We start from the raw sequence: 19,600 nt of genomic DNA on the forward strand, positions 1-19,600 counted from the left end.
ACAATCAATGAGTTCTGCTTGATTGTGAGCTTAACTTATTGATTACAATATATAACACGACGCCTGTGAAGGCGACATTAGAGGTTGCTCAATGAGCGAGAAGTCAAAAGACCAAAAGTTACCCAACGTAAAGTTATCCAGCCCTAAACCGCAGGATGACAAGGTTGTGGGTGAAAAAACAAAAGTTGTAGGTGAAAAATTACAGAAAATCTTGGCACGGGCCGGTCATGGCTCACGTCGGGAAATCGAAACAATTATTCAACAGGGCCGCGTCAGCGTTGATGGTAAAATATCAAAGTTGGGTGATCGCGTTGAAGTCACACAGGCCACAAAAATTCGCCTGGATGGTCATCTTCTTTCTATTACAGAATCTGAAGAGGCTGTGTGCCGTGTTCTGGCGTATTACAAGCCGGAAGGTGAACTCTGTACTCGTAATGACCCTGAAGGCCGCCCAACGGTATTTGATCGTCTGCCTAAACTGCGCGGTTCGCGTTGGGTTGCGGTAGGGCGTTTGGACGTTAATACCTCCGGTTTATTGCTGTTTACCACTGATGGTGAGCTGGCCAACCGCTTGATGCATCCCAGCCGTGAAGTTGAACGCGAATATGCGGTGCGCGTGTTTGGTCAAATCGATGACGAAAAAATCAAGCAACTTAGCCGTGGTGTTCAATTGGAAGATGGCCCAGCGGCATTCCGCACCATTAGTTTCCAAGGCGGAGAGGGGATTAATCAGTGGTATAACGTCACTTTGACTGAAGGGCGCAACCGCGAAGTTCGCCGCTTGTGGGAAGCTGTCGGTGTACAAGTTAGCCGCCTGATCCGTGTACGTTATGGTGATATCAATCTGCCCAAAGGCCTGCCTCGTGGCGGCTGGACTGAATTGGATTTGAAAGCCACTAACTACCTACGTGAGTTGGTGGAGCTGGACTCTGAAACTGTCAGTAAATTGCCAGTTGAGAAAGACCGTCGTCGGGTTAAAGCGAATCAAATTCGTCGTGCGGTTAAACGCCATACCGAAGTCGCAGGCCGTCAGGTTGCCGGTCGTCAAGGCTCAGCGCGTAAAAGTTCTACCCGCCAAAATGCAGGTAACGCAGCTCCAGCAGCCGCTACCGGGCGTCGTGGGTCTAACAAGCGCGGATAAGTTATCTATGGGAAGGAATCATTTCCTTCCCAATTATTCATTGTAAGCATTGCTTTACCCCTTTCTCAGCTATTCCTTTTTCTTTCCTATAGTATAAGAAACTTACTTCGTTTCTTTCGAAAGCATAAAATACCTATAATAAATGGTTTTACAGCATATACACGCCATCAACCAAGGTTGAATAGCACTGGTCTCAAGATATTCTGTGTGCCTACATTGCTCTTGGGGAATCCCCCATCGAATTCAAAATCTAAGGAGCATTAACATGAAAAAATCTCTGTTAACTACCAGCGCAGCTATTTTATTTGTTGTCGGCACCGGATTTTCCTCTGTGACTTATGCTTGCGGCGGCCCTCATTCTCATTACGGCGATAATTGCGAAAAGACCTGTAGCCCACTTTCAGAGCCATGGAAGTCAATCTGCTACTTTGGCGGTACACAGGATAAAGGTCAGCCATCGAGTCAAGTGGTTCCGGGGATGGGAGGGCTAACTCCGGCTCTTGGGACACTAACTCCACCCAATATCCCTATGATCCCACTAGAGAAATAATGAGAAAAACTAAGCCAGTCAATATGGGTTAGTCAGGTTTGGATATCACTATAAAGCTAAAATGCCGCAGATATTCTGTCTGCGGCATTTGATTGATTTGAATGATTGCTGACAATTACCAGTCAATACCCATTTGAGCTTTAATACCGGCATCAAAAGCATGTTTAACCGGGCGTAATTCACTGACGGTATCAGCCATTTCCAATAGATCTCGATGGCAACCACGGCCAGTAATAATCACTGTTTGATGGGCAGGGCGTTGCTTCAGCGCATCAACGACTTCATCCAGTGATAAGTAATCATAAGCGACCATATAAGTCAGTTCATCCAACACCACTAAATCCAACGTCGGATCCGCTAACATCCGCCGCGCGTGTTGCCAGGCCTCCTGACAAGCTGCGGTATCTGTTTCTCTATTTTGCGTATTCCAGGTAAACCCAGTAGCCATCACCTGAAACTCAACACCATGTTGTTGCAGTAGATTTTTCTCGCCGTTCGGCCATTCACCTTTAATAAACTGTATCACACCCGCTTTCAAACCATGACCAACAGCACGGGTTACGGTACCAAAGGCGGCGGTGGTCTTACCTTTGCCATTGCCGGTAAAAACAATCAAGATGCCGCGGATTTCTTGCGCTGCTGCAACCCGTGACTCAACCTTTTCTTTTATTTTTTGTTGGCGTTGCTGGTGGCGTTCTTCAGACATGAAACATTCCTTTATTCTGCGGGGCCGGGTTTACGGCCGGGTTGTGCATCGAAGCTGATACCGGTCTTTCTGCGGCTATCGTCGCCCATCAGGTAGAGATACAGTGGCATAATCTCCGCCGGTGTTTTTAACTTACTGGCATCTTCATCCGGGAAGGCGTTGGCCCGCATCTGAGTGCGCGTCCCCCCTGGATTAATACAATTAACTCTCAAGTTACCCTGTTTATATTCTTCTGAAAGCACTTGCATCATGCCTTCAGTGGCAAACTTTGACACGGCATAAGCTCCCCATCCTGCTCGGCCCTGACGACCAACACTGGAACTGGTGAAAACCAAAGAGGCACTGGGTGACTTCAGTAGCAATGGCAAAAGTGCTTGAGTGAGCATAAATGTTGCATTGACATTCACTTGCATAACCTCTTGCCAGACGGTGATACTTTGCTCCGCCATCGGGGCTATCTCACCTAATAAACCGGCATTGTGCAATACACCGTCCAGATGCGGAATCTGATGGCTGAGCGCATCCGCCAATTGTTGGCAATCTGACACAGTTGCATGCAGTAAATCCAGCGCCCAAACAGTGGGCAATTGGCCGCCTGCCTCTACAATTTGCTGCTGTACAGCAACCAGTTTGTGTAGGGTTCGGCCGACAAGAATCAAGCGAGCGCCAAAGCGTGCATAAGTTAGAGCCGCTTCGCGACCAATACCATCACCTGCACCCGTGACTAAGATAGTGCGATTATCGAGCAGGTCATGTTTGGGTTGGTAATGCATAATTATTCCTTTTACGGACGGCAGAAATTGGGCTTTTATAGGCCGCGATATCTCTTACATTCTTATATTTAAGCGAAACCAATGCAATTTTTCATTTGCGCAAGACGGCGGCTTAAGGGTTCGCTAGAATGCAGGTATCTCTTTAATTGCAGAAATTGCAGATGAATAAAGGCGGTATTTGTGGAGTTATTTTCTCTGTACGGGTTGTTTCTCGCTAAAGTGGTGACCATCGTGGTCGCGATTGGCGCAGTAGTCTTGTTGGTTGTCAGTCAGGGAATAAGGAAACAAGGGCAACGGGGAGAACTTAATCTGGTTGATTTGGGGGAGCAATATAAGGAAATGCAACGTGAAATGCGGTTGGCCCGCATGAGTCATGTTGAGCAAAAAACCTGGGTCAAAGAATTTAAAAAGCAGCAAAAATCTGATCAAAAACTCAAAAAACAACGCGCCAAATCGGGCGCGGTGGCTGCGGTGAAACCTTGCCTGTATGTCATTGACTTCAAAGGGAGCATTGACGCTCACGAAGTGACTTCATTACGCGAAGAAATTTCTGCGGTGTTAGCCGTGGCGACAGACAAGGATGAAGTGTTGCTCAGGCTGGAAAGCCCAGGTGGCGTGGTACACGGCTATGGCTTGGCGGCATCGCAATTAGAGCGTCTGCGTCACAAAGGCATTCGTCTGACGGTTGCCGTCGATAAAGTTGCCGCCAGTGGCGGATATATGATGGCCTGTGTTGCTGACCGTATCATTAGCGCGCCGTTCGCCATTATTGGCTCTATTGGTGTCGTCGCCCAAATACCCAACTTCCATCGTTTACTCAAAAAGAATGATATTGATGTTGAGCTGCATACTGCCGGTGAATTTAAGCGAACCTTGACATTATTCGGGGAAAATACTGAGCAGGGGCGCGAAAAGTTTCGTGAAGATCTGAATGAAACACACTTGCTCTTTAAGCAGTTCGTCCAGCAACAACGGCCTTCTTTAGATATTGATGCAGTTGCTACTGGTGAACATTGGTTTGGTACCCAAGCCAAAGAAAAAGGGCTGGTTGATGCCATTGGTACCAGCGATGATTTACTGATTGCTGAAATGGATAATCATGAAGTTATTGGTGTGCGTTATTCACGCCGTAAACGCTTAATGGATCGCTTTACCGGTAGCGCCGCAGAAAGTGCTGATCGTCTATTATTACGTTGGTGGCAGCGCGGTGAAAAACCCCTGCTATAAGCGGAGATAAAGCGAATCTGATATGAAAACAACAGGGGGAAAGCCCCTGTTGTTTTTTGCGCAATCGCTAAAAAAGAACGTAATAAAAAGAGAATAATCTGCCATTAGTCGATTAAATGATATTTAGCAGACAACACGTGCGCGAGATGTTTAAACATATTAAATACGGCGGTTGTTTTGGCTGTAGGTAAGCCCTGTTCATCGAGAAAGAACTCCCCGCGAAATACCAAAACAGGCCCTTTTTGTTCAACCTCAGTGGCTTTCATTCCATGCAGGTAATCTTCATGTTGACGAATAATCTCATTAGCTTCTGCCAATAATTTATTACGTTCAATCGGTGTTGTGTTTCCGAACATCATATTTCCTCAATACAATTATATTTCCTCACCACAAGGTGATTTCTCTTACTATTGTACTGCGGGTTAGCGTTTGTCCGCAAACCAACTAAGGTTTATTTGAACTGTTGGCAGGTTTGTCATCACAATTGGATAAATTCAGATTCCGAGCTAATTAGGTTGCGTGTCGCTTTTTATCAGGTACAGTGTGGGATTTTATACTATTAGGTGGAAGGTTTTGTTGACGCCATGGGGCAGAATTCACTGCTGTTACACTGGGCGCAGACAAAGATTTTGACAGATCGTCAACTGAGCTTCGGAAAGCGCTTTTATGGCTCCGATCAAAAAAACAGGTTGATCTCCTGAAAAAGTACCGCAATATAAAAAAGAGATTCAGAATGCCGCGGTACGGCAAGATAAAAACCTTCTTTTAGAAGAAATAATTTAGGTAAAGGTAATTATGGGTAAAGCTCTCGTAATAGTTGAGTCCCCGGCAAAAGCCAAAACTATTAATAAATACTTAGGGAATAACTACGTGGTTAAGTCCAGTGTCGGTCACATTCGTGATTTGCCGACCAGTGGCTCAGCCAGTAAAAAGAGCGCTAACTCAACTGAAGATAAAGCCAAGAAAGCCGACAAGCCCAAAACTAAAGTAAAGAAAGACGAAAAGGTTGCATTAGTTAACCGCATGGGCGTCGATCCTTATCATGGCTGGAAAGCGCAGTATGAAATTTTGCCCGGCAAAGAAAAAGTGGTTGCCGAGCTTAAAGCATTAGCTGAAAACGCCGACCACATCTATCTCGCAACCGACCTTGACCGCGAAGGAGAGGCCATTGCCTGGCATTTGCGGGAAGTGATTGGGGGTGATGATGCGCGCTTCAGCCGTGTGGTGTTTAACGAAATCACAAAAAATGCTATCCAACAGGCGTTTAATCAACCGGGTGAATTGAATATCAACCGGGTGAATGCCCAGCAAGCCCGTCGCTTTATGGACCGGGTTGTGGGTTATATGGTTTCTCCACTGTTGTGGAAAAAGATTGCCCGTGGTCTGTCAGCCGGGCGAGTGCAGTCGGTCGCAGTGCGTTTGGTGGTTGAACGCGAGCGGGATATTAAAGCATTCGTCCCTGAAGAATACTGGGAATTGCATGCCGATTTACTGGCGAAAGGTGAAGTTCCTATTCAAATGGAAGTCACCCATGCTCACAATAAACCCTTTAAACCGGTAAACCGTGAGCAGACCCACGCTGCGCTTAAATTGCTGGAAAACGCGCGCTATAAGGTGTTGGATCGTGAAGATAAACCGACCAGCAGCAAGCCGGGTGCGCCGTTCATTACTTCTACCTTGCAGCAGGCCGCCAGTACCCGCCTGAGCTTTGGTGTGAAGAAAACCATGATGATGGCGCAGCGCTTGTATGAAGCGGGCCATATTACCTATATGCGTACTGACTCCACCAACTTAAGTCAGGATGCTCTGACCATGGTGCGCGGTTATATCGGTGATAACTTTGGCGATAAATATTTGCCATCTGCACCGAATCAATACAGCAGCAAAGAGAATTCACAAGAAGCGCATGAAGCTATTCGTCCTTCTGATGTGAATGTGCTGGCTGAGCAGTTAAAAGATATGGAAGCCGACGCCCAGAAGCTGTATCAGCTGATTTGGCGTCAGTTTGTGGCCTGCCAGATGACACCGGCCAAGTATGACTCTACTACCTTGACGGTACAGGCGGGTGATTTCCAACTGCGCGCCAAAGGCCGAACTTTACGCTTTGATGGTTGGACTAAGGTGATGCCAGCCTTGCGCAAAGGTGATGAAGACAGAACTTTGCCCGTCATTGAAGTAGGTAGTGAACTGGATTTACAAAAACTGATCCCAAGCCAGCACTTCACCAAACCACCGGCGCGTTACAGCGAAGCATCATTGGTAAAAGAGCTGGAAAAACGGGGTATTGGCCGCCCATCTACTTATGCGTCGATTATTTCGACCATTCAAGACCGTGGTTATGTCCGGGTAGAAAACCGCCGTTTCTATGCCGAGAAAATGGGCGAAATCGTGACTGATCGTCTGGAAGAAAACTTCCGCGAGTTGATGAATTACGATTTTACCGCACGTATGGAAAGTGGCCTGGATCAGGTTGCCAATAATCAGGCTGAGTGGAAAGCGGTATTGGATGGCTTCTTTGCCGAATTCAGTGAGCAACTTGAAAAGGCTGAAAAAGATCCTGAAGAGGGCGGTATGCGCCCGAATCAAATGGTGATGACCAGCATTGATTGCCCAACTTGTGGCCGTCAGATGGGGATTCGCACTGCCAGCACGGGGGTGTTCCTCGGGTGCTCTGGTTATGCATTACCGCCGAAAGAGCGCTGCAAAACCACCATCAATCTGGTGCCGGAAGCTGAAGTTCTTAATATTCTGGAAGGTGATGATGCGGAAACCAACGCATTACGCGCCAAACGTCGTTGTCAGAAATGTGGCACCGCCATGGATAGCTATCTGATTGATAACCAGCGTAAATTGCATGTTTGTGGTAATAACCCAGCATGTGATGGTTATGAGATAGAAGAAGGTGAGTTCCGCATTAAAGGCTATGAAGGCCCGATTGTTGAGTGCGAAAAATGTGGTTCTGAAATGCATCTGAAAATGGGGCGTTTTGGTAAGTACATGGGCTGCACCAATGATGAGTGTAAAAATACGCGCAAAATCTTGCGCAGTGGTGAAGTCGCGCCGCCGAAAGAAGATCCGGTACCTTTGCCTGAACTGCCATGCGAAAAGTCAGATGCTTATTTCGTGTTACGTGATGGTGCGGCAGGTGTCTTCCTGGCTGCCAATACTTTCCCTAAATCGCGCGAAACCCGTGCGCCGTTGGTAGAAGAATTGGTTCGCTTTAAAGATCGTTTACCGGAAAAATTGCGTTATCTGGCTGACGCGCCAGTGGCGGATAATGAAGGTAATAAGACCCTGGTTCGCTTTAGCCGCAAGACTAAGCAACAATATGTTTCCTCTGAGAAAGAGGGGAAAGCGACCGGTTGGTCGGCTTTCTATATTGATGGTAAATGGGTTGAAACTAAGAAATAGGTGTTTTGACATCCATCTGAATGCGGCTTAGTGGATACTTTTTTACTGAAAAGCCAAAACTTCTGTGATGTGAAATACTGAGTCGTATATGTAAAAACCAGCCTAAATGGCTGGTTTTTTTATTGGGCTAATCTATTCAAGTGTTTTATAGTCTTGGTTAAACCGTTGAAGTTATAAATTGTTAACGGCTGTCTGTGTTGGGCAAAACGCCGATTATTTTGAGCTAATATTTATCACTAAATCATTAATAGCATGGGTATGCGCGCGAGTTAAAACCGCGGGTTAAGTCGGGAGACAGACGACATAACATGGGTGTATACAGGGGCTGATGAAATGATATAGTAGTTATATAAAATAGTTTTTTATCACCTAATGTTATTATAAGGTCAATACTGACCACTTTGGCATCATGCAGTTATGGGTTTCAGTTGATAACTTCTCGGCATACCGGGTGATACCGATATACCAAACTGTGGGCCTCCCGCAGTGTTTAACCTAGGATGGTATAGATATGAAATTGCAGCAGCTCCGTTATATTGTTGAGGTGGTAAATCATAACCTTAACGTATCATCCACCGCAGAAGGCCTGTACACCTCGCAACCTGGGATCAGTAAGCAGGTTAGAATGTTGGAAGATGAGCTGGGTATCCAGATTTTTGCCCGCAGCGGTAAACATCTCACACAGGTAACCCCCGCAGGGCTGGAAATTATCCGTATTGCCCGTGAAGTCCTTTCAAAAGTTGATGCTATTAAAGCTGTTGCCGGCGAACATACCTATCCTGATAAAGGGTCTTTGTATGTCGCGACCACTCATACTCAAGCGCGCTACGCATTACCTAATGTCATCAAAGGTTTTATTGAGCGCTATCCGCGCGTATCGTTGCATATGCATCAAGGGTCACCGACGCAAATAGCAGAAGCGGTTTCGAAAGGCAGTGCCGACTTTGCTATCGCGACGGAAGCGTTGCATTTATATGACGACCTGATTATGTTGCCGTGTTATCACTGGAACCGTGCGGTGGTAGTTAAGCCCGATCATCCATTAGCCGGTAAAACCCATGTTAGCATTGAAGAGCTGGCCGCCTATCCGATTGTGACCTATACCTTTGGTTTCACTGGGCGCTCTGAACTGGATACTGCATTTAATCGCGCTGGTCTGACACCGCGTATTGTCTTTACTGCGACAGATGCAGATGTGATTAAAACTTACGTGAGATTAGGGCTGGGGGTGGGTGTTATTGCCAGCATGGCCGTTGACCCGATCCAAGACCCTGATCTGGTTACTGTAGATGCGCGAGATATCTTTACCTACAGCACCACCAAGATTGGTTTCCGTCGCAGTACCTTCCTGCGCAGCTATATGTATGATTTTATTCTACGTTTTGCGCCTCATTTAACGCGAGATGTGGTGGATAAAGCCGTTGCGTTGCGCTCGAATGAGGATATTGAGGCGATGTTTAAAGATATTAAACTGCCGACCAAGTGATGTTGTTATCCATTAAAAGAAAGCCCCTGAAAAGGGGCTTTGAGGTTGCTGAGAAACCTCTTTTATAGACAGGTGATTGGCGGGGCGACTGCACCGATGGGCGCTCCAACGGTTTACGCTGTTACGACCCATTCAGCACATTTCCCCGCGTATCAACTTTGTCAACGGCCTGAAGCCCAATAAGGACTTTTTGCATAGTTAACGTTTTTTATTTGCCTGTGCGAGTACAGATCCTGCCAATGTTTTAGCTTTTTCACTGGACTCGGGGTTTGCCAGCACTTGTGCCGCAACATCTTCCATATAAACACCCGTCTGATTATCAGTATTGGTCTGAGAGAGAGCTGAACCCGCCAAACTTTTTTCAAGGGCGGAGGCATTAGGGTCTTTTAGTATTATTGCCGCCTGTGCTGCTACCGACGCTGATGTTTTCTTTTTATTTTTCGACATTAATTGATCTCATTTTGTTTGTAGGCTGTACCTCATGTTGTGTCTTAACAACACAACATATTATTCAAACTGTATAAACAAACAGTATGATGTTCAAATTACACTGCCTTAAAGTTATTTAATGATCTTAGTTGAAAGGGTAATGCGTTATTTCAATAACGGAAGTATTAAGTATAAATTCAAAAGATACTTTAAAAGTAGTTTGATATTTTATTGATATGGAATCTTGGTTTTTATATAAACATAGTCAAGAGGAATAAATGAATAAAATATCTTACCCAATAGAGTGTCTGGGGCTGACTAACACAGTCAGCGCATTAAAGGCTCAAAACTCCCCATGTGAAAAAACTCAATTTCATATTGAAGGGCGTTTGACGGGCTATAGAAATATTAGTGAAGTGTTAGAAAAATTAGTCGATATCGGTTGGTTAGAGGCTGGGAATAAAGAGGAAGATAACCGAAGAGCTACTGTACTGAATTTATTGAGTAAATATTCAATGGCGACAGTTGCTCTTGAACACGCCAAGAGAGGGCATCCTTATTTACATCATGATGATATTTCAATGGAATTTAAGTCAGATAATCATTCTGGGCTTGAAATGAATTATTCAGTATCTTATACCGATGGATTCCAACCTTTATTCACCTTGGGTTGCCAGTTATTTTTAGGTAAAGACTTTGAGCTCGATGAAGAGAAATCGCGCATTTTTTTTAAGTTTGAAAAGGAATGTTCAGGTGAATTAAGGAGTGATGTGAATCGCAATAGTATCATAAAAATGATTTTAGATTGGTTTAAAGAGTTATTCACTCCCAACTCTTATGCTGCTGCGAATACTATGTCACCGCCAGGAAATGAATTTGAAGTATGGGTTCCACCATTTGAAAATTTAACAGATTGCCAGCTTAAAGATGTTATGCTGGAAATGAATTTTGAAACTGAAGATATTTATATTGATGACGAGATGTCTGAAATTGAATATAAATATACTAGTCCAGAAGAAATCTACAAATCAGGAGAAAACGTGGGATATATTAATGGTTTTATTGACGGAGTAAAAACCTCGCGTAAAGCTGATATTTAGACCACCAATCATACTAATCGCCATTGTTGCCAAAATGTTAATGTTTCTTTGTGTTATATTGATTCTAGACCTCATGATTTCAAGGGAATTACCTTGTTGAGATGAATGTTGTTTAGAACACGATAAGAAACAATGGAGGCGCTATGTCGTTAGATCTGCGAAAAACGAGTATGGCCAAGTTGGTCGCCCTCAATCATGAATATCACTATTACAGCCTGCCGCAATTGGCGGCAGTGCTGGGGGATATCGACCGATTACCTAAATCACTGAAAGTGTTGCTAGAAAACTTACTTCGCCATCTGGATGGTGAGCAGGTTCAGGAGGATGATCTCAAAGCCATCGTGGCCTGGCAACAAACTGGGCATGCCGAGAAAGAAATCGCTTACCGGCCTGCTCGAGTATTAATGCAAGACTTTACCGGTGTGCCGGCTGTGGTGGATTTAGCCGCGATGCGAGAGGCGGTGAAACGCCTCGGCGGTAATGTCGCGCAGGTTAACCCATTGTCGCCGGTTGATCTGGTTATCGACCACTCAGTGACCGTCGATGAATTTGGTGATAAAGCCGCGTTTGGTGAAAACGTCCGGTTAGAAATGGAACGTAACCACGAACGCTATACTTTCCTGCGTTGGGGGCAAAAAGCTTTTAGACACTTCCGCGTGGTACCGCCGGGCACCGGGATTTGTCATCAGGTGAATCTGGAGTATCTGGGGCAAACTGTCTGGCATGAAGAGCAGGGCGGCAAGCAGATTGCTTATCCAGATACCTTAGTCGGAACCGACTCCCACACCACCATGATTAACGGCTTGGGGATTCTGGGTTGGGGGGTTGGCGGCATTGAAGCCGAAGCGGCAATGTTAGGGCAGCCGGTATCCATGCTTATTCCCGATGTGGTCGGTTTCAAAATGACCGGCAAAATGCGCGAAGGAATTACCGCCACTGACTTGGTATTGACCGTGACTCAAATGCTGAGAAAACACGGTGTGGTTGGTAAATTTGTTGAGTTTTACGGTGATGGTTTGGCGGATTTGCCGTTAGCGGATCGCGCGACCATTGCTAATATGGCGCCGGAATATGGCGCGACTTGCGGTTTCTTCCCGGTCGATGAAGTCACTCTGGGCTATATGCGCTTAAGTGGCCGTAGCGACGAGCAAATCGCGCTGGTGGAAAGCTACAGCAAAGCGCAAGGATTATGGCGTCACCCGGGGGATGCCCCAATATTTACCAGCCAATTATCATTGGATTTGAGCACGGTGGAATCCAGTCTGGCTGGGCCGAAACGCCCGCAAGACCGAGTCGCATTAGCGAAAGTGCCATTGGCGTTTAACGCGTTTGAAGAGTTGGAAGTTAACAGTAAAAAAGACAAAGTCAGCGGCGTTTCCTTCACTCTGGAGGGCAAAACCCACGAGTTGCAACAGGGCGCGGTGGTCATCGCGGCCATTACCTCATGCACCAATACCTCGAACCCCAGTGTACTGATGGCGGCGGGATTACTCGCCAAGAAAGCCGCAGAAAAGGGGCTTAAAACTCAGCCATGGGTGAAGACCTCCCTGGCTCCTGGCTCCAAAGTGGTGACCGAATACCTGAAAGCGGCGGGTTTAACCTCTTATCTGGATCATTTGGGTTTCAACCTGGTGGGTTACGGCTGCACCACATGTATAGGTAACTCCGGCCCATTGCCAGAACCAATAGAAAATGCCATCAAAGAAGGGGATTTAACCGTCGGGGCGGTGCTTTCTGGCAACCGCAATTTTGAGGGACGCATTCATCCTTTGGTAAAAACCAACTGGTTGGCCTCGACGCCGCTGGTGGTCGCCTATGCTCTGGCGGGGAATATGAATGTCAATTTGACGCAAGATGCGTTGGGCCACGATCCCGAGGGTCATCCGGTCTACTTAAAAGATATTTGGCCGACCGGCCTTGAAATCGCCAAAGCCGTTGAAGAGGTTAAAACCGATATGTTCCGCAAGGAGTATTCTGCGGTGTTTGATGGCGATGAAGAGTGGCAGGCGATTCAAGTTGATAGTACGCCCACCTATGATTGGCAGAGTGATTCTACCTATATTCGTTTGCCGCCTTTCTTCAGTGATATGAAAGCCTTACCAGAACCCGTTCAGGATATCCATAACGCCCGTATTTTGGCAATTTTGGCCGATTCAGTCACTACCGACCACATTTCACCCGCCGGTAATATCAAGCTGGACAGCCCAGCAGGACGTTATTTGCGTGATCGCGGGGTTGAAATTAAAGAATTCAACTCCTACGGCTCGCGCCGGGGTAACCATGAAGTGATGATGCGCGGAACCTTTGCCAATATCCGTATCCGTAATGAAATGGTGCCCGGTGTTGAGGGGGGAATTACTCGCCATATTCCATCGCAAAATCAAATGGCTATCTATGATGCGGCTATGCGTTACCAGCAGGAAAATGTGCCATTAGCGGTGATTGCCGGTAAGGAATATGGCTCAGGTTCAAGCCGCGACTGGGCTGCTAAAGGGCCGCGTTTGCTGGGGATTAGGGTGGTGATTGCGGAGTCTTTCGAACGTATTCACCGCTCTAATTTAATCGGGATGGGCATTCTGCCGCTGGAGTTCCCTGCTGGTGTAGACCGCAAAACATTGGGCCTGACGGGCGATGAATCTATTAGTGTCAGTGGGTTACAAGGCTTAGCTCCGGGGCAAATTGTTCCTGTAACACTCACCTATGCTGACGGGCGGCAACAAAAGATTGATACTCGCTGCCGCATAGATACTGGCAATGAATTGGTTTATTTCGAAAATGGCGGCATTTTGCATTATGTGATCCGCAAAATGCTGTAATAGATTGATGTTTATGTGACGGTGTCACTATTAAATTAAATCATTAAAAAGGGTGGTTGCGAGACCACCCTTATAGCTTGTGTTAGCCAAAAAACGTATATAAGCAGTGAGAATCCAAGGTGATTACTTGGTCAACAAATGGCCCATTTTAGCCGCTTTTGTTGCCATATAGTGTTCATTCTTAGGATTTTGCCCGACAATCAGAGGGACGCGCTCGACGATATTGATCCCCGCTTCGGAGAGAATTTCAACTTTCTTCGGGTTATTGGTCAGCAAGCGCACCGCTTTTATGTCCAATAACTTGTACATATCAGAACACAGTGTGAAATCGCGTTCATCGGCAGCAAAACCCAGTTGATGATTGGCTTCAACAGTGTCGGCCCCCAAATCCTGCAAGGCATAAGCTCGAATCTTATTTAGCAAACCAATATTACGGCCTTCCTGACGATGATAAATCAGCACACCACGGCCTTCTTCGGCAATATGCGCCAATGCAGCTTCTAACTGGAAACCACAATCACAACGCAGGCTAAACAGGGCATCACCTGTCAGACATTCAGAATGAACACGCGAGAGCACCGGCTCATCACCGCTGATATCGCCAAAGATTAATGCCAGATGGTCATGGCCAGTGGCTAATTCTTCAAAACCGACCATCAGAAAATCACCCCAAGGAGTCGGTAATTTAGCTTCTGCTACACGTTTTAGCTGCATCTTATTGTTCATATTATAACTTCATACCCTTAGAAAGGTTGTCGCACACCCTACCGTGAATGCCTGTTTTAACCTTATACCTCGGTATGTTGCGATATAAAGGTTAAATAAAAAATTTTCTGCGATCATTATTAGCTATATTGCCATAACTTTTGATGACCTGCTGTTCAACAAAGCAGCAATAAGGCCAGCATGAATGGCTGTTTGAGATTTATTTCGCTAGTGACAAAAAAATTTTGTATGTTATCAATGGTTAGAGAGACTTATATTATATAGATATATACCCGTTACCTTTCAAAATGCAGGGGTGTTGGCTGTCATCACTCACCCAAGTCATTGAGTTATCTCAACTCCTTGGGTTCATTTTGTTGCCGCCTACCTGCAACTCGAAATCTATTGGGTATAGCATTTATATAAAACGTGCCATCACCACGGGTAATGTGTTGTGGGTTTTGCCAGAAAGAAGGGCAACAGATGTGGAATATAACAAAACGAATTACCGTGGGAGCAGTTATTTTACTGTTGCCAACTTTTGTCATTTGGTTCTCTGGTTGGCAGTGGCAGCCAGGTGGCAGTGAAAGTGCGTTAAAAGCGCTTTTTTGGGTGACAGAGACAGTGACCGCGCCGTGGGGCATCATCACCAGTATTATCCTTAGTGGTTGGTTTTTGTGGTGCCTGCGTTTTCGGCTCAAACCGGCTATCGGGCTATTAGCGCTACTGGGCGTGGTCATTGTGTTGGGGCAGGGTTTGAAATCGCTGATTAAAGAAAATGTGCAGGAGCCGCGGCCCTTTGTGGTGTGGCTTGAAGCTGAATATCATATTGATAACCGCTTTTTCTATTCTTTATCCCGTACCGAGCGCAGCGAGTTGGTTAAGCAGCAATTGCAGGACCAATCCATCATTCCAGCGTGGTTAAGCAGCCACTGGCAATTTGAAACCGGTTTTGCTTTTCCTTCCGGACATACTGTTTTTGCTGCCAGTTGGGCATTATTGGCGGTTGGGCTGTTATGGCCACGTCGACATTACAAAACGGTTATTTTACTGATGCTTTGGGCGCAGGGTGTGATGATGAGCCGCTTGGCCTTAGGGATGCATTGGCCCGGCGATTTGATGGCGGCCACCCTTATCAGCGGTCTATTGGTTGCTATTGTCTGTAGTCTGGTGCAGCGGTGGTTCGGGCCACTTAATATTCCACCGCAAGAACAACAGGAAATAGAAAAGCGCGAGCACGGGGAAAATTAAGCGATTAATGATTTTTCACCGTTCAGGATTCTCAACTAAATTGCTTAAAATAATCTCTATTAAGCATAGGTTCAGCGCTTTATCTTGGTGCAGGGTTTCTTTGCTGGGTATGGAAGTGCTAATTTATTGAGTAAGGACGCCACATTTTTGGCATAATTCATCAGGTTGATTCGGCCTTTAGGAAAAAACGTGAAATATTTGCTGATTTTTTTATTAGTACTCGTGGTTTTTGTGATATCGATCACGTTAGGGGCAAATAACGATCAGGTCGTTACCTTCAATTATTTATTGGCTCAGGGCGAATATCGTGTATCGACCTTATTAGCGGCGCTTTTTGCTGCGGGTCTGGTGTTGGGATGGATTATTTGCGGGCTTTTTTATCTGCGAGTTCGGATTTTACTGGGCCGCGCCGAGCGGAAAATCAAACGTCTTGAATCGCAGCAAGAGCTACCGATTGAACCCAGCGCGACGGCATCTATACCTGCTGTCAGCAAGGAATAATTTTCTATGTTAGAAATGCTGTTTCTGCTGTTACCGGTCGCTGCCGCCTATGGTTGGTATATGGGGCGAAGAAGTGCTCAGCAGGATAGGCAGCAGGATGCTAACCGCCTGTCTCGTGAATATGTGGCCGGGGTTAACTTCCTTCTCTCAAACCAGCAAGACAAAGCGGTTGATCTGTTTCTTGAAATGCTGAAAGAAGACAGTTCAACAGTTGAAGCGCATCTGACGTTAGGCAATCTGTTCCGTTCTCGTGGTGAAGTTGACCGCGCTATCCGCATCCATCAGGCCTTGATGGAAAGCGCTTCCCTGACATTTGAACAGCGCTTGTTGGCGGTCCAGCAGTTGGGGCGCGATTACATGGCGGCGGGGCTATATGACAGAGCGGAAGATATGTTCAACCAATTGGTTGAAGAGAAAGATTTTCGCCTAGGTGCATTACAGCAGTTATTAGTTATCTATCAGGCTACCAGTGATTGGAACAATGCCATTGAAGTGGCAGAAAAGCTGGTCAAGATGGGCAAAGATAATCAGCGGTTGGAAATTGCGCATTTTTATTGTGAGTTAGCGCTGCAAGCCATGGGCAGTGATGACCTTGATAAGGCGATGAGCCTGTTGAAAAAAGCGGCTTCAGCCGATAAACAGTGCGCCAGAGTGTCCATCATGCAAGGCCGGGTCTATTTGGCCAAAGGTGAATACGCAAAAGCCGTCGAGGCGCTGGAGCGCGTGTTAGATCAAGACAAAGAAGTGGTCAGCGAAGCATTGCAGATGCTGAGTGAATGTTATCAGCACTTACAGCAACCCGAAGCATGGGCTAATTTTCTTAAACGCTGTGTTGAAGATAATACCGGCGCGATGGCTGAGTTAATGTTGGCCGAAATTCTTGAGCAGCATGAAGGCCGGGATGTAGCGCAAACCTATATTAATCGCCAGTTACAGCGCCATCCAACCATGCGAGTTTTCTATCGTTTAATGGATTATCACTTGGCCGATGCTGAAGACGGGCGAGCAAAAGAGAGCTTGCTGTTGTTGCGTGATATGGTCGGTGAGCAAATCCGCACCAAACCGCGTTATCGCTGCCACAAATGTGGTTTTACCGCACATTCGCTTTACTGGCATTGTCCATCTTGCCGTGCCTGGGCATCGATTAAGCCCATCAGAGGGCTAGATGGGCAATAAGTGAGATGGCTATAATTTGGATTAGCTATAAGTATCGGGTGAATTGAATCACCCGATGAATAGGTCGTGTATGACAATAATAATGGCTTACTTTTTCTTCTGCGGCGCTTTAACGCCATCTTTCAGCAATTGGCGCAATTTCTTCAATTCTTTCTGACTCAATGGCTGTTCTGACATTTCTTCCACACCTTGATTATCAATCTCGCTGTGATGCAACTTGGCTTCTTTACGGCTGCTTTTGCTACTTTTAACCTCAAGCTCAAAACTTTGTTCTAATCTTTCGCAGACTTCAGTGCTGAGAGAGAATTGCTTTTCTAAGGCGGCGGCTTTGATTTTTTCTTTTAATTCCAGAGGGATTTTAATGGTTAAGGTAGATATTTCGCTCATCATATAACCTTCAACTTAAGGGAAAATACCAAGCTAAGCGAGGAACGCAGAACTGTCTAGGGGATAACACAATTGTCACAAAAAATTCACATTGAAAAAGCAACCAAAGAGCACTTTAGTGTTCTTTGGTTGCTACGACACAGACTTAACTTGAGGGTCGGGGCAACTTAGCGGTAAATGACCGCGGTGCCGTGCAGTTTGTTATTGCCGGTCGCAGAGGTGATCAAATATGAGGTTGCACCGGCTTCATCTGCTTTTTTCGTCAGTGTATTCTCTAATTCAGTCAAAGTACCGGCATTACTGGCTGAGATGGTGCCAATCTGATTCAATCCAGTTGAGGGAGCATGCTGGACTTGTGTTGCAGCAACACTGGCAAAGGATGCGAAAGAAAGGGCCAATGCAGGGATGATATATTTAATATTTTTCATGTAATACTCCAGTTACTTATTTACCATTTAAATAATAAATTATTATTTAAATCATTGGTTAGACAATCATTGTCTGGCGATGGAGTGCATGATACCGCATGGTTGTTTAAATGAAATGCCAAAATACTGAGCTGAGTAATCAAATATATTGATTAAGAATTTACGCTTCTTGAAACTAATTTACTCAACTGCGGGTATGGGGCATCTGTCTGTTTTACCTAAATTGACCTACCCAATCAAAGTCTGACAAACAGACGGTAAACCTCGAACGTCCGATTGCTGTAATTTCTGTGATACACCCTGTAGAATATGGGCGTTACCACTATTTATTGACTAATAATGACTGGTTATTGACTGAAAAATAATGACTGACTGAAAAAGGCTGGAAAATGACGTCTGCAACTAAAACTAATAACAGTGGCTCAATATCTTCCCCGATTGTTGTCGCACTGGATTATGCCAATAAAGACGCGGCGCTAGCCTTTGCTGATCGTGTTAACCCGCGAGATTGCCGGTTAAAGGTGGGCAAAGAGATGTTTACCTTATATGGCCCGCAATTGGTACGTGATCTGCATCAACGCGGCTTTGAAGTGTTTCTTGATTTGAAATTCCACGATATTCCTAACACCACCGCCCGTGCTGTCGCGGCGGCAGCGGAACTCGGCGTGTGGATGGTGAATGTCCATGCTAGCGGCGGGGCGCGTATGATGAGCGCAGCAAAAGAGGCTTTATTGCCCTACGGGCCGCAAGCGCCGTTACTGATTGCCGTGACCGTGCTCACTAGTATGGATGGTGAAGATTTACGTGATATTGGCATTAACATCACCCCAGCGGAACAGGCTGAGCGGTTGGCGAAATTGACGTGGGATTGCGGTTTAGACGGCGTGGTGTGCTCTGCCCATGAAGCGGTGCGGCTAAAACAAGTGTGCGGTGAGGATTTCAAACTGGTCACTCCGGGGATCCGCCCTGAAGGCAGTGATGCGGGTGATCAGCGCCGCATTATGACACCGCCACAAGCCGTGGTAGCCGGGGTGGATTATATGGTGATAGGGCGTCCGATCACCCAATCTCCTGATCCTGAAAAAGCCCTGACTGATATTTTGGCGTCGCTACCTAAGGGGGCACAATGAGTGATGATAATAGCCGCTTAGTGTATTCAACTGACACTGGCCGTATCACCGAACCCGAGGTAAAACCGCAGCGACCTAAGGGCGATGGTATTGTTCGCATCCAGCGCCAAACCAGTGGCCGCAAAGGAAAGGGCGTGTGTCTGATTACCGGTATTGATGGTAGTGATGAACTGCTAGAAAAATTGGCGGCAGAACTGAAGAAAAAGTGCGGTTGTGGCGGTGCGCTGAAAGACGGCGTGATTGAAATTCAAGGAGATAAGCGCGATCTGCTCAAACAATTGCTCGAAGCCAAAGGGATGAAAGTCAAACTGGCGGGTGGGTGAGTAGATATAAGGCGTTTACCACTAAACGCCTTACAAAACTATCACGTCCATATTATCCAA

At 46.2% G+C, this 19,600-nt stretch carries 19 protein-coding genes; 12 read left to right on the forward strand and 7 right to left on the reverse strand.

The annotated features are described in order from the left end of the window. The first annotated feature begins 91 nt into the window (after window positions 1-91). On the forward strand, window positions 92-1,141 hold the full coding sequence (gene rluB / locus DXZ79_RS10070) for a 23S rRNA pseudouridine(2605) synthase RluB (protein WP_038633095.1): 1,050 nt from the start codon (window positions 92-94) through the stop codon (window positions 1,139-1,141). Between the two features lie 265 nt (window positions 1,142-1,406). Continuing rightward, entirely contained in the window at window positions 1,407-1,691 is a 285-nt protein-coding gene (locus DXZ79_RS10075) for a hypothetical protein (protein WP_038633092.1), read from the forward strand. A 115-nt stretch (window positions 1,692-1,806) separates the two neighbouring features. Here DXZ79_RS10075 and cobO read toward each other — a convergent pair whose 3' ends face one another. Together cobO and DXZ79_RS10085 are read right to left on the reverse strand one after the other, a co-directional pair. After that, a complete protein-coding gene (cobO, locus tag DXZ79_RS10080; protein WP_038633089.1) occupies window positions 1,807-2,397 on the reverse strand; it encodes a cob(I)yrinic acid a,c-diamide adenosyltransferase in 591 nt (196 codons plus the stop codon). An 11-nt stretch (window positions 2,398-2,408) separates the two neighbouring features. Then, complete coding sequence (locus DXZ79_RS10085) at window positions 2,409-3,170, reverse strand: YciK family oxidoreductase (RefSeq protein ID WP_038633086.1); 762 nt, start codon at window positions 3,168-3,170, stop codon at window positions 2,409-2,411. A gap of 180 nt (window positions 3,171-3,350) precedes the next feature. Here DXZ79_RS10085 and sohB point away from each other — a divergent pair, with 180 nt between their 5' ends. Then, the gene (gene sohB / locus DXZ79_RS10090) at window positions 3,351-4,397 is read left to right on the forward strand and encodes a protease SohB (protein ID WP_038633083.1); all 1,047 of its coding nucleotides are present in this window, start codon (window positions 3,351-3,353) and stop codon (window positions 4,395-4,397) included. 104 nt (window positions 4,398-4,501) lie between these two features. On the opposite strand, the gene DXZ79_RS10095 is transcribed toward sohB, so the two are convergent. Further along, window positions 4,502-4,753: a YciN family protein gene (locus tag DXZ79_RS10095; RefSeq protein WP_038633080.1), complete on the reverse strand. Its 252-nt coding sequence runs from the start codon at window positions 4,751-4,753 to the stop codon at window positions 4,502-4,504. 439 nt (window positions 4,754-5,192) lie between these two features. On the opposite strand from DXZ79_RS10095, the gene topA reads away from it, so the two are divergent. Continuing rightward, window positions 5,193-7,808 (forward strand): type I DNA topoisomerase, encoded by a 2,616-nt coding sequence (topA, locus tag DXZ79_RS10100; RefSeq protein WP_038633076.1) that lies wholly within the window; start codon window positions 5,193-5,195, stop codon window positions 7,806-7,808. A gap of 511 nt (window positions 7,809-8,319) precedes the next feature. Beyond that, on the forward strand, window positions 8,320-9,294 hold the full coding sequence (gene cysB / locus DXZ79_RS10105; RefSeq protein ID WP_005278296.1) for an HTH-type transcriptional regulator CysB: 975 nt from the start codon (window positions 8,320-8,322) through the stop codon (window positions 9,292-9,294). 198 nt (window positions 9,295-9,492) lie between these two features. On the opposite strand, the gene DXZ79_RS10110 is transcribed toward cysB, so the two are convergent. Further along, window positions 9,493-9,741, reverse strand: coding sequence for a hypothetical protein (locus DXZ79_RS10110; RefSeq protein ID WP_038633070.1), 249 nt, complete (start codon window positions 9,739-9,741; stop codon window positions 9,493-9,495). Window positions 9,742-10,001: 260 nt separating this feature from the next. Here DXZ79_RS10110 and DXZ79_RS10115 point away from each other — a divergent pair, with 260 nt between their 5' ends. Both DXZ79_RS10115 and acnA read left to right on the forward strand, forming a co-directional pair. Next, window positions 10,002-10,823: a hypothetical protein gene (locus DXZ79_RS10115; RefSeq protein WP_038633067.1), complete on the forward strand. Its 822-nt coding sequence runs from the start codon at window positions 10,002-10,004 to the stop codon at window positions 10,821-10,823. 143 nt (window positions 10,824-10,966) lie between these two features. Further along, the gene (acnA, locus tag DXZ79_RS10120) at window positions 10,967-13,639 is read left to right on the forward strand and encodes an aconitate hydratase AcnA (RefSeq protein ID WP_120011254.1); all 2,673 of its coding nucleotides are present in this window, start codon (window positions 10,967-10,969) and stop codon (window positions 13,637-13,639) included. A 123-nt stretch (window positions 13,640-13,762) separates the two neighbouring features. Here acnA and ribA read toward each other — a convergent pair whose 3' ends face one another. Beyond that, window positions 13,763-14,353, reverse strand: a complete 591-nt coding sequence (ribA, locus tag DXZ79_RS10125; RefSeq protein WP_038639534.1) for a GTP cyclohydrolase II — start codon at window positions 14,351-14,353, stop codon at window positions 13,763-13,765. 474 nt (window positions 14,354-14,827) lie between these two features. On the opposite strand from ribA, the gene pgpB reads away from it, so the two are divergent. The 3 genes from pgpB (at window position 14,828) to lapB (ending at window position 17,272) form a co-directional block, all read left to right on the forward strand. After that, entirely contained in the window at window positions 14,828-15,595 is a 768-nt protein-coding gene (pgpB, locus tag DXZ79_RS10130) for a phosphatidylglycerophosphatase B (RefSeq protein ID WP_038633061.1), read from the forward strand. Between the two features lie 189 nt (window positions 15,596-15,784). Continuing rightward, window positions 15,785-16,096, forward strand: coding sequence for a LapA family protein (locus DXZ79_RS10135; RefSeq protein ID WP_038633058.1), 312 nt, complete (start codon window positions 15,785-15,787; stop codon window positions 16,094-16,096). A gap of 6 nt (window positions 16,097-16,102) precedes the next feature. Next, window positions 16,103-17,272, forward strand: coding sequence for a lipopolysaccharide assembly protein LapB (lapB, locus tag DXZ79_RS10140; RefSeq protein ID WP_038633056.1), 1,170 nt, complete (start codon window positions 16,103-16,105; stop codon window positions 17,270-17,272). Window positions 17,273-17,359: 87 nt separating this feature from the next. On the opposite strand, the gene DXZ79_RS10145 is transcribed toward lapB, so the two are convergent. Further along, window positions 17,360-17,659 carry a hypothetical protein gene (locus DXZ79_RS10145; protein ID WP_038633054.1) on the reverse strand — a complete coding sequence of 100 codons (300 nt, stop codon included), beginning with the start codon at window positions 17,657-17,659 and terminating at the stop codon, window positions 17,360-17,362. 167 nt (window positions 17,660-17,826) lie between these two features. Beyond that, window positions 17,827-18,087 carry a multiple stress resistance protein BhsA gene (gene bhsA / locus DXZ79_RS10150; RefSeq protein ID WP_038633051.1) on the reverse strand — a complete coding sequence of 87 codons (261 nt, stop codon included), beginning with the start codon at window positions 18,085-18,087 and terminating at the stop codon, window positions 17,827-17,829. 389 nt (window positions 18,088-18,476) lie between these two features. Here bhsA and pyrF point away from each other — a divergent pair, with 389 nt between their 5' ends. Together pyrF and yciH are read left to right on the forward strand one after the other, a co-directional pair. Continuing rightward, window positions 18,477-19,217, forward strand: coding sequence for an orotidine-5'-phosphate decarboxylase (gene pyrF, locus DXZ79_RS10155; RefSeq protein ID WP_038633047.1), 741 nt, complete (start codon window positions 18,477-18,479; stop codon window positions 19,215-19,217). Next, on the forward strand, window positions 19,214-19,540 hold the full coding sequence (gene yciH / locus DXZ79_RS10160) for a stress response translation initiation inhibitor YciH (protein ID WP_038633045.1): 327 nt from the start codon (window positions 19,214-19,216) through the stop codon (window positions 19,538-19,540). The genes pyrF and yciH overlap by 4 nt, the downstream gene beginning before the upstream one ends. Window positions 19,541-19,600 lie beyond the last annotated feature (60 nt).

This window comes from Yersinia rochesterensis, assembly GCF_003600645.1.
Taxonomy (GTDB): domain Bacteria; phylum Pseudomonadota; class Gammaproteobacteria; order Enterobacterales; family Enterobacteriaceae; genus Yersinia; species Yersinia rochesterensis.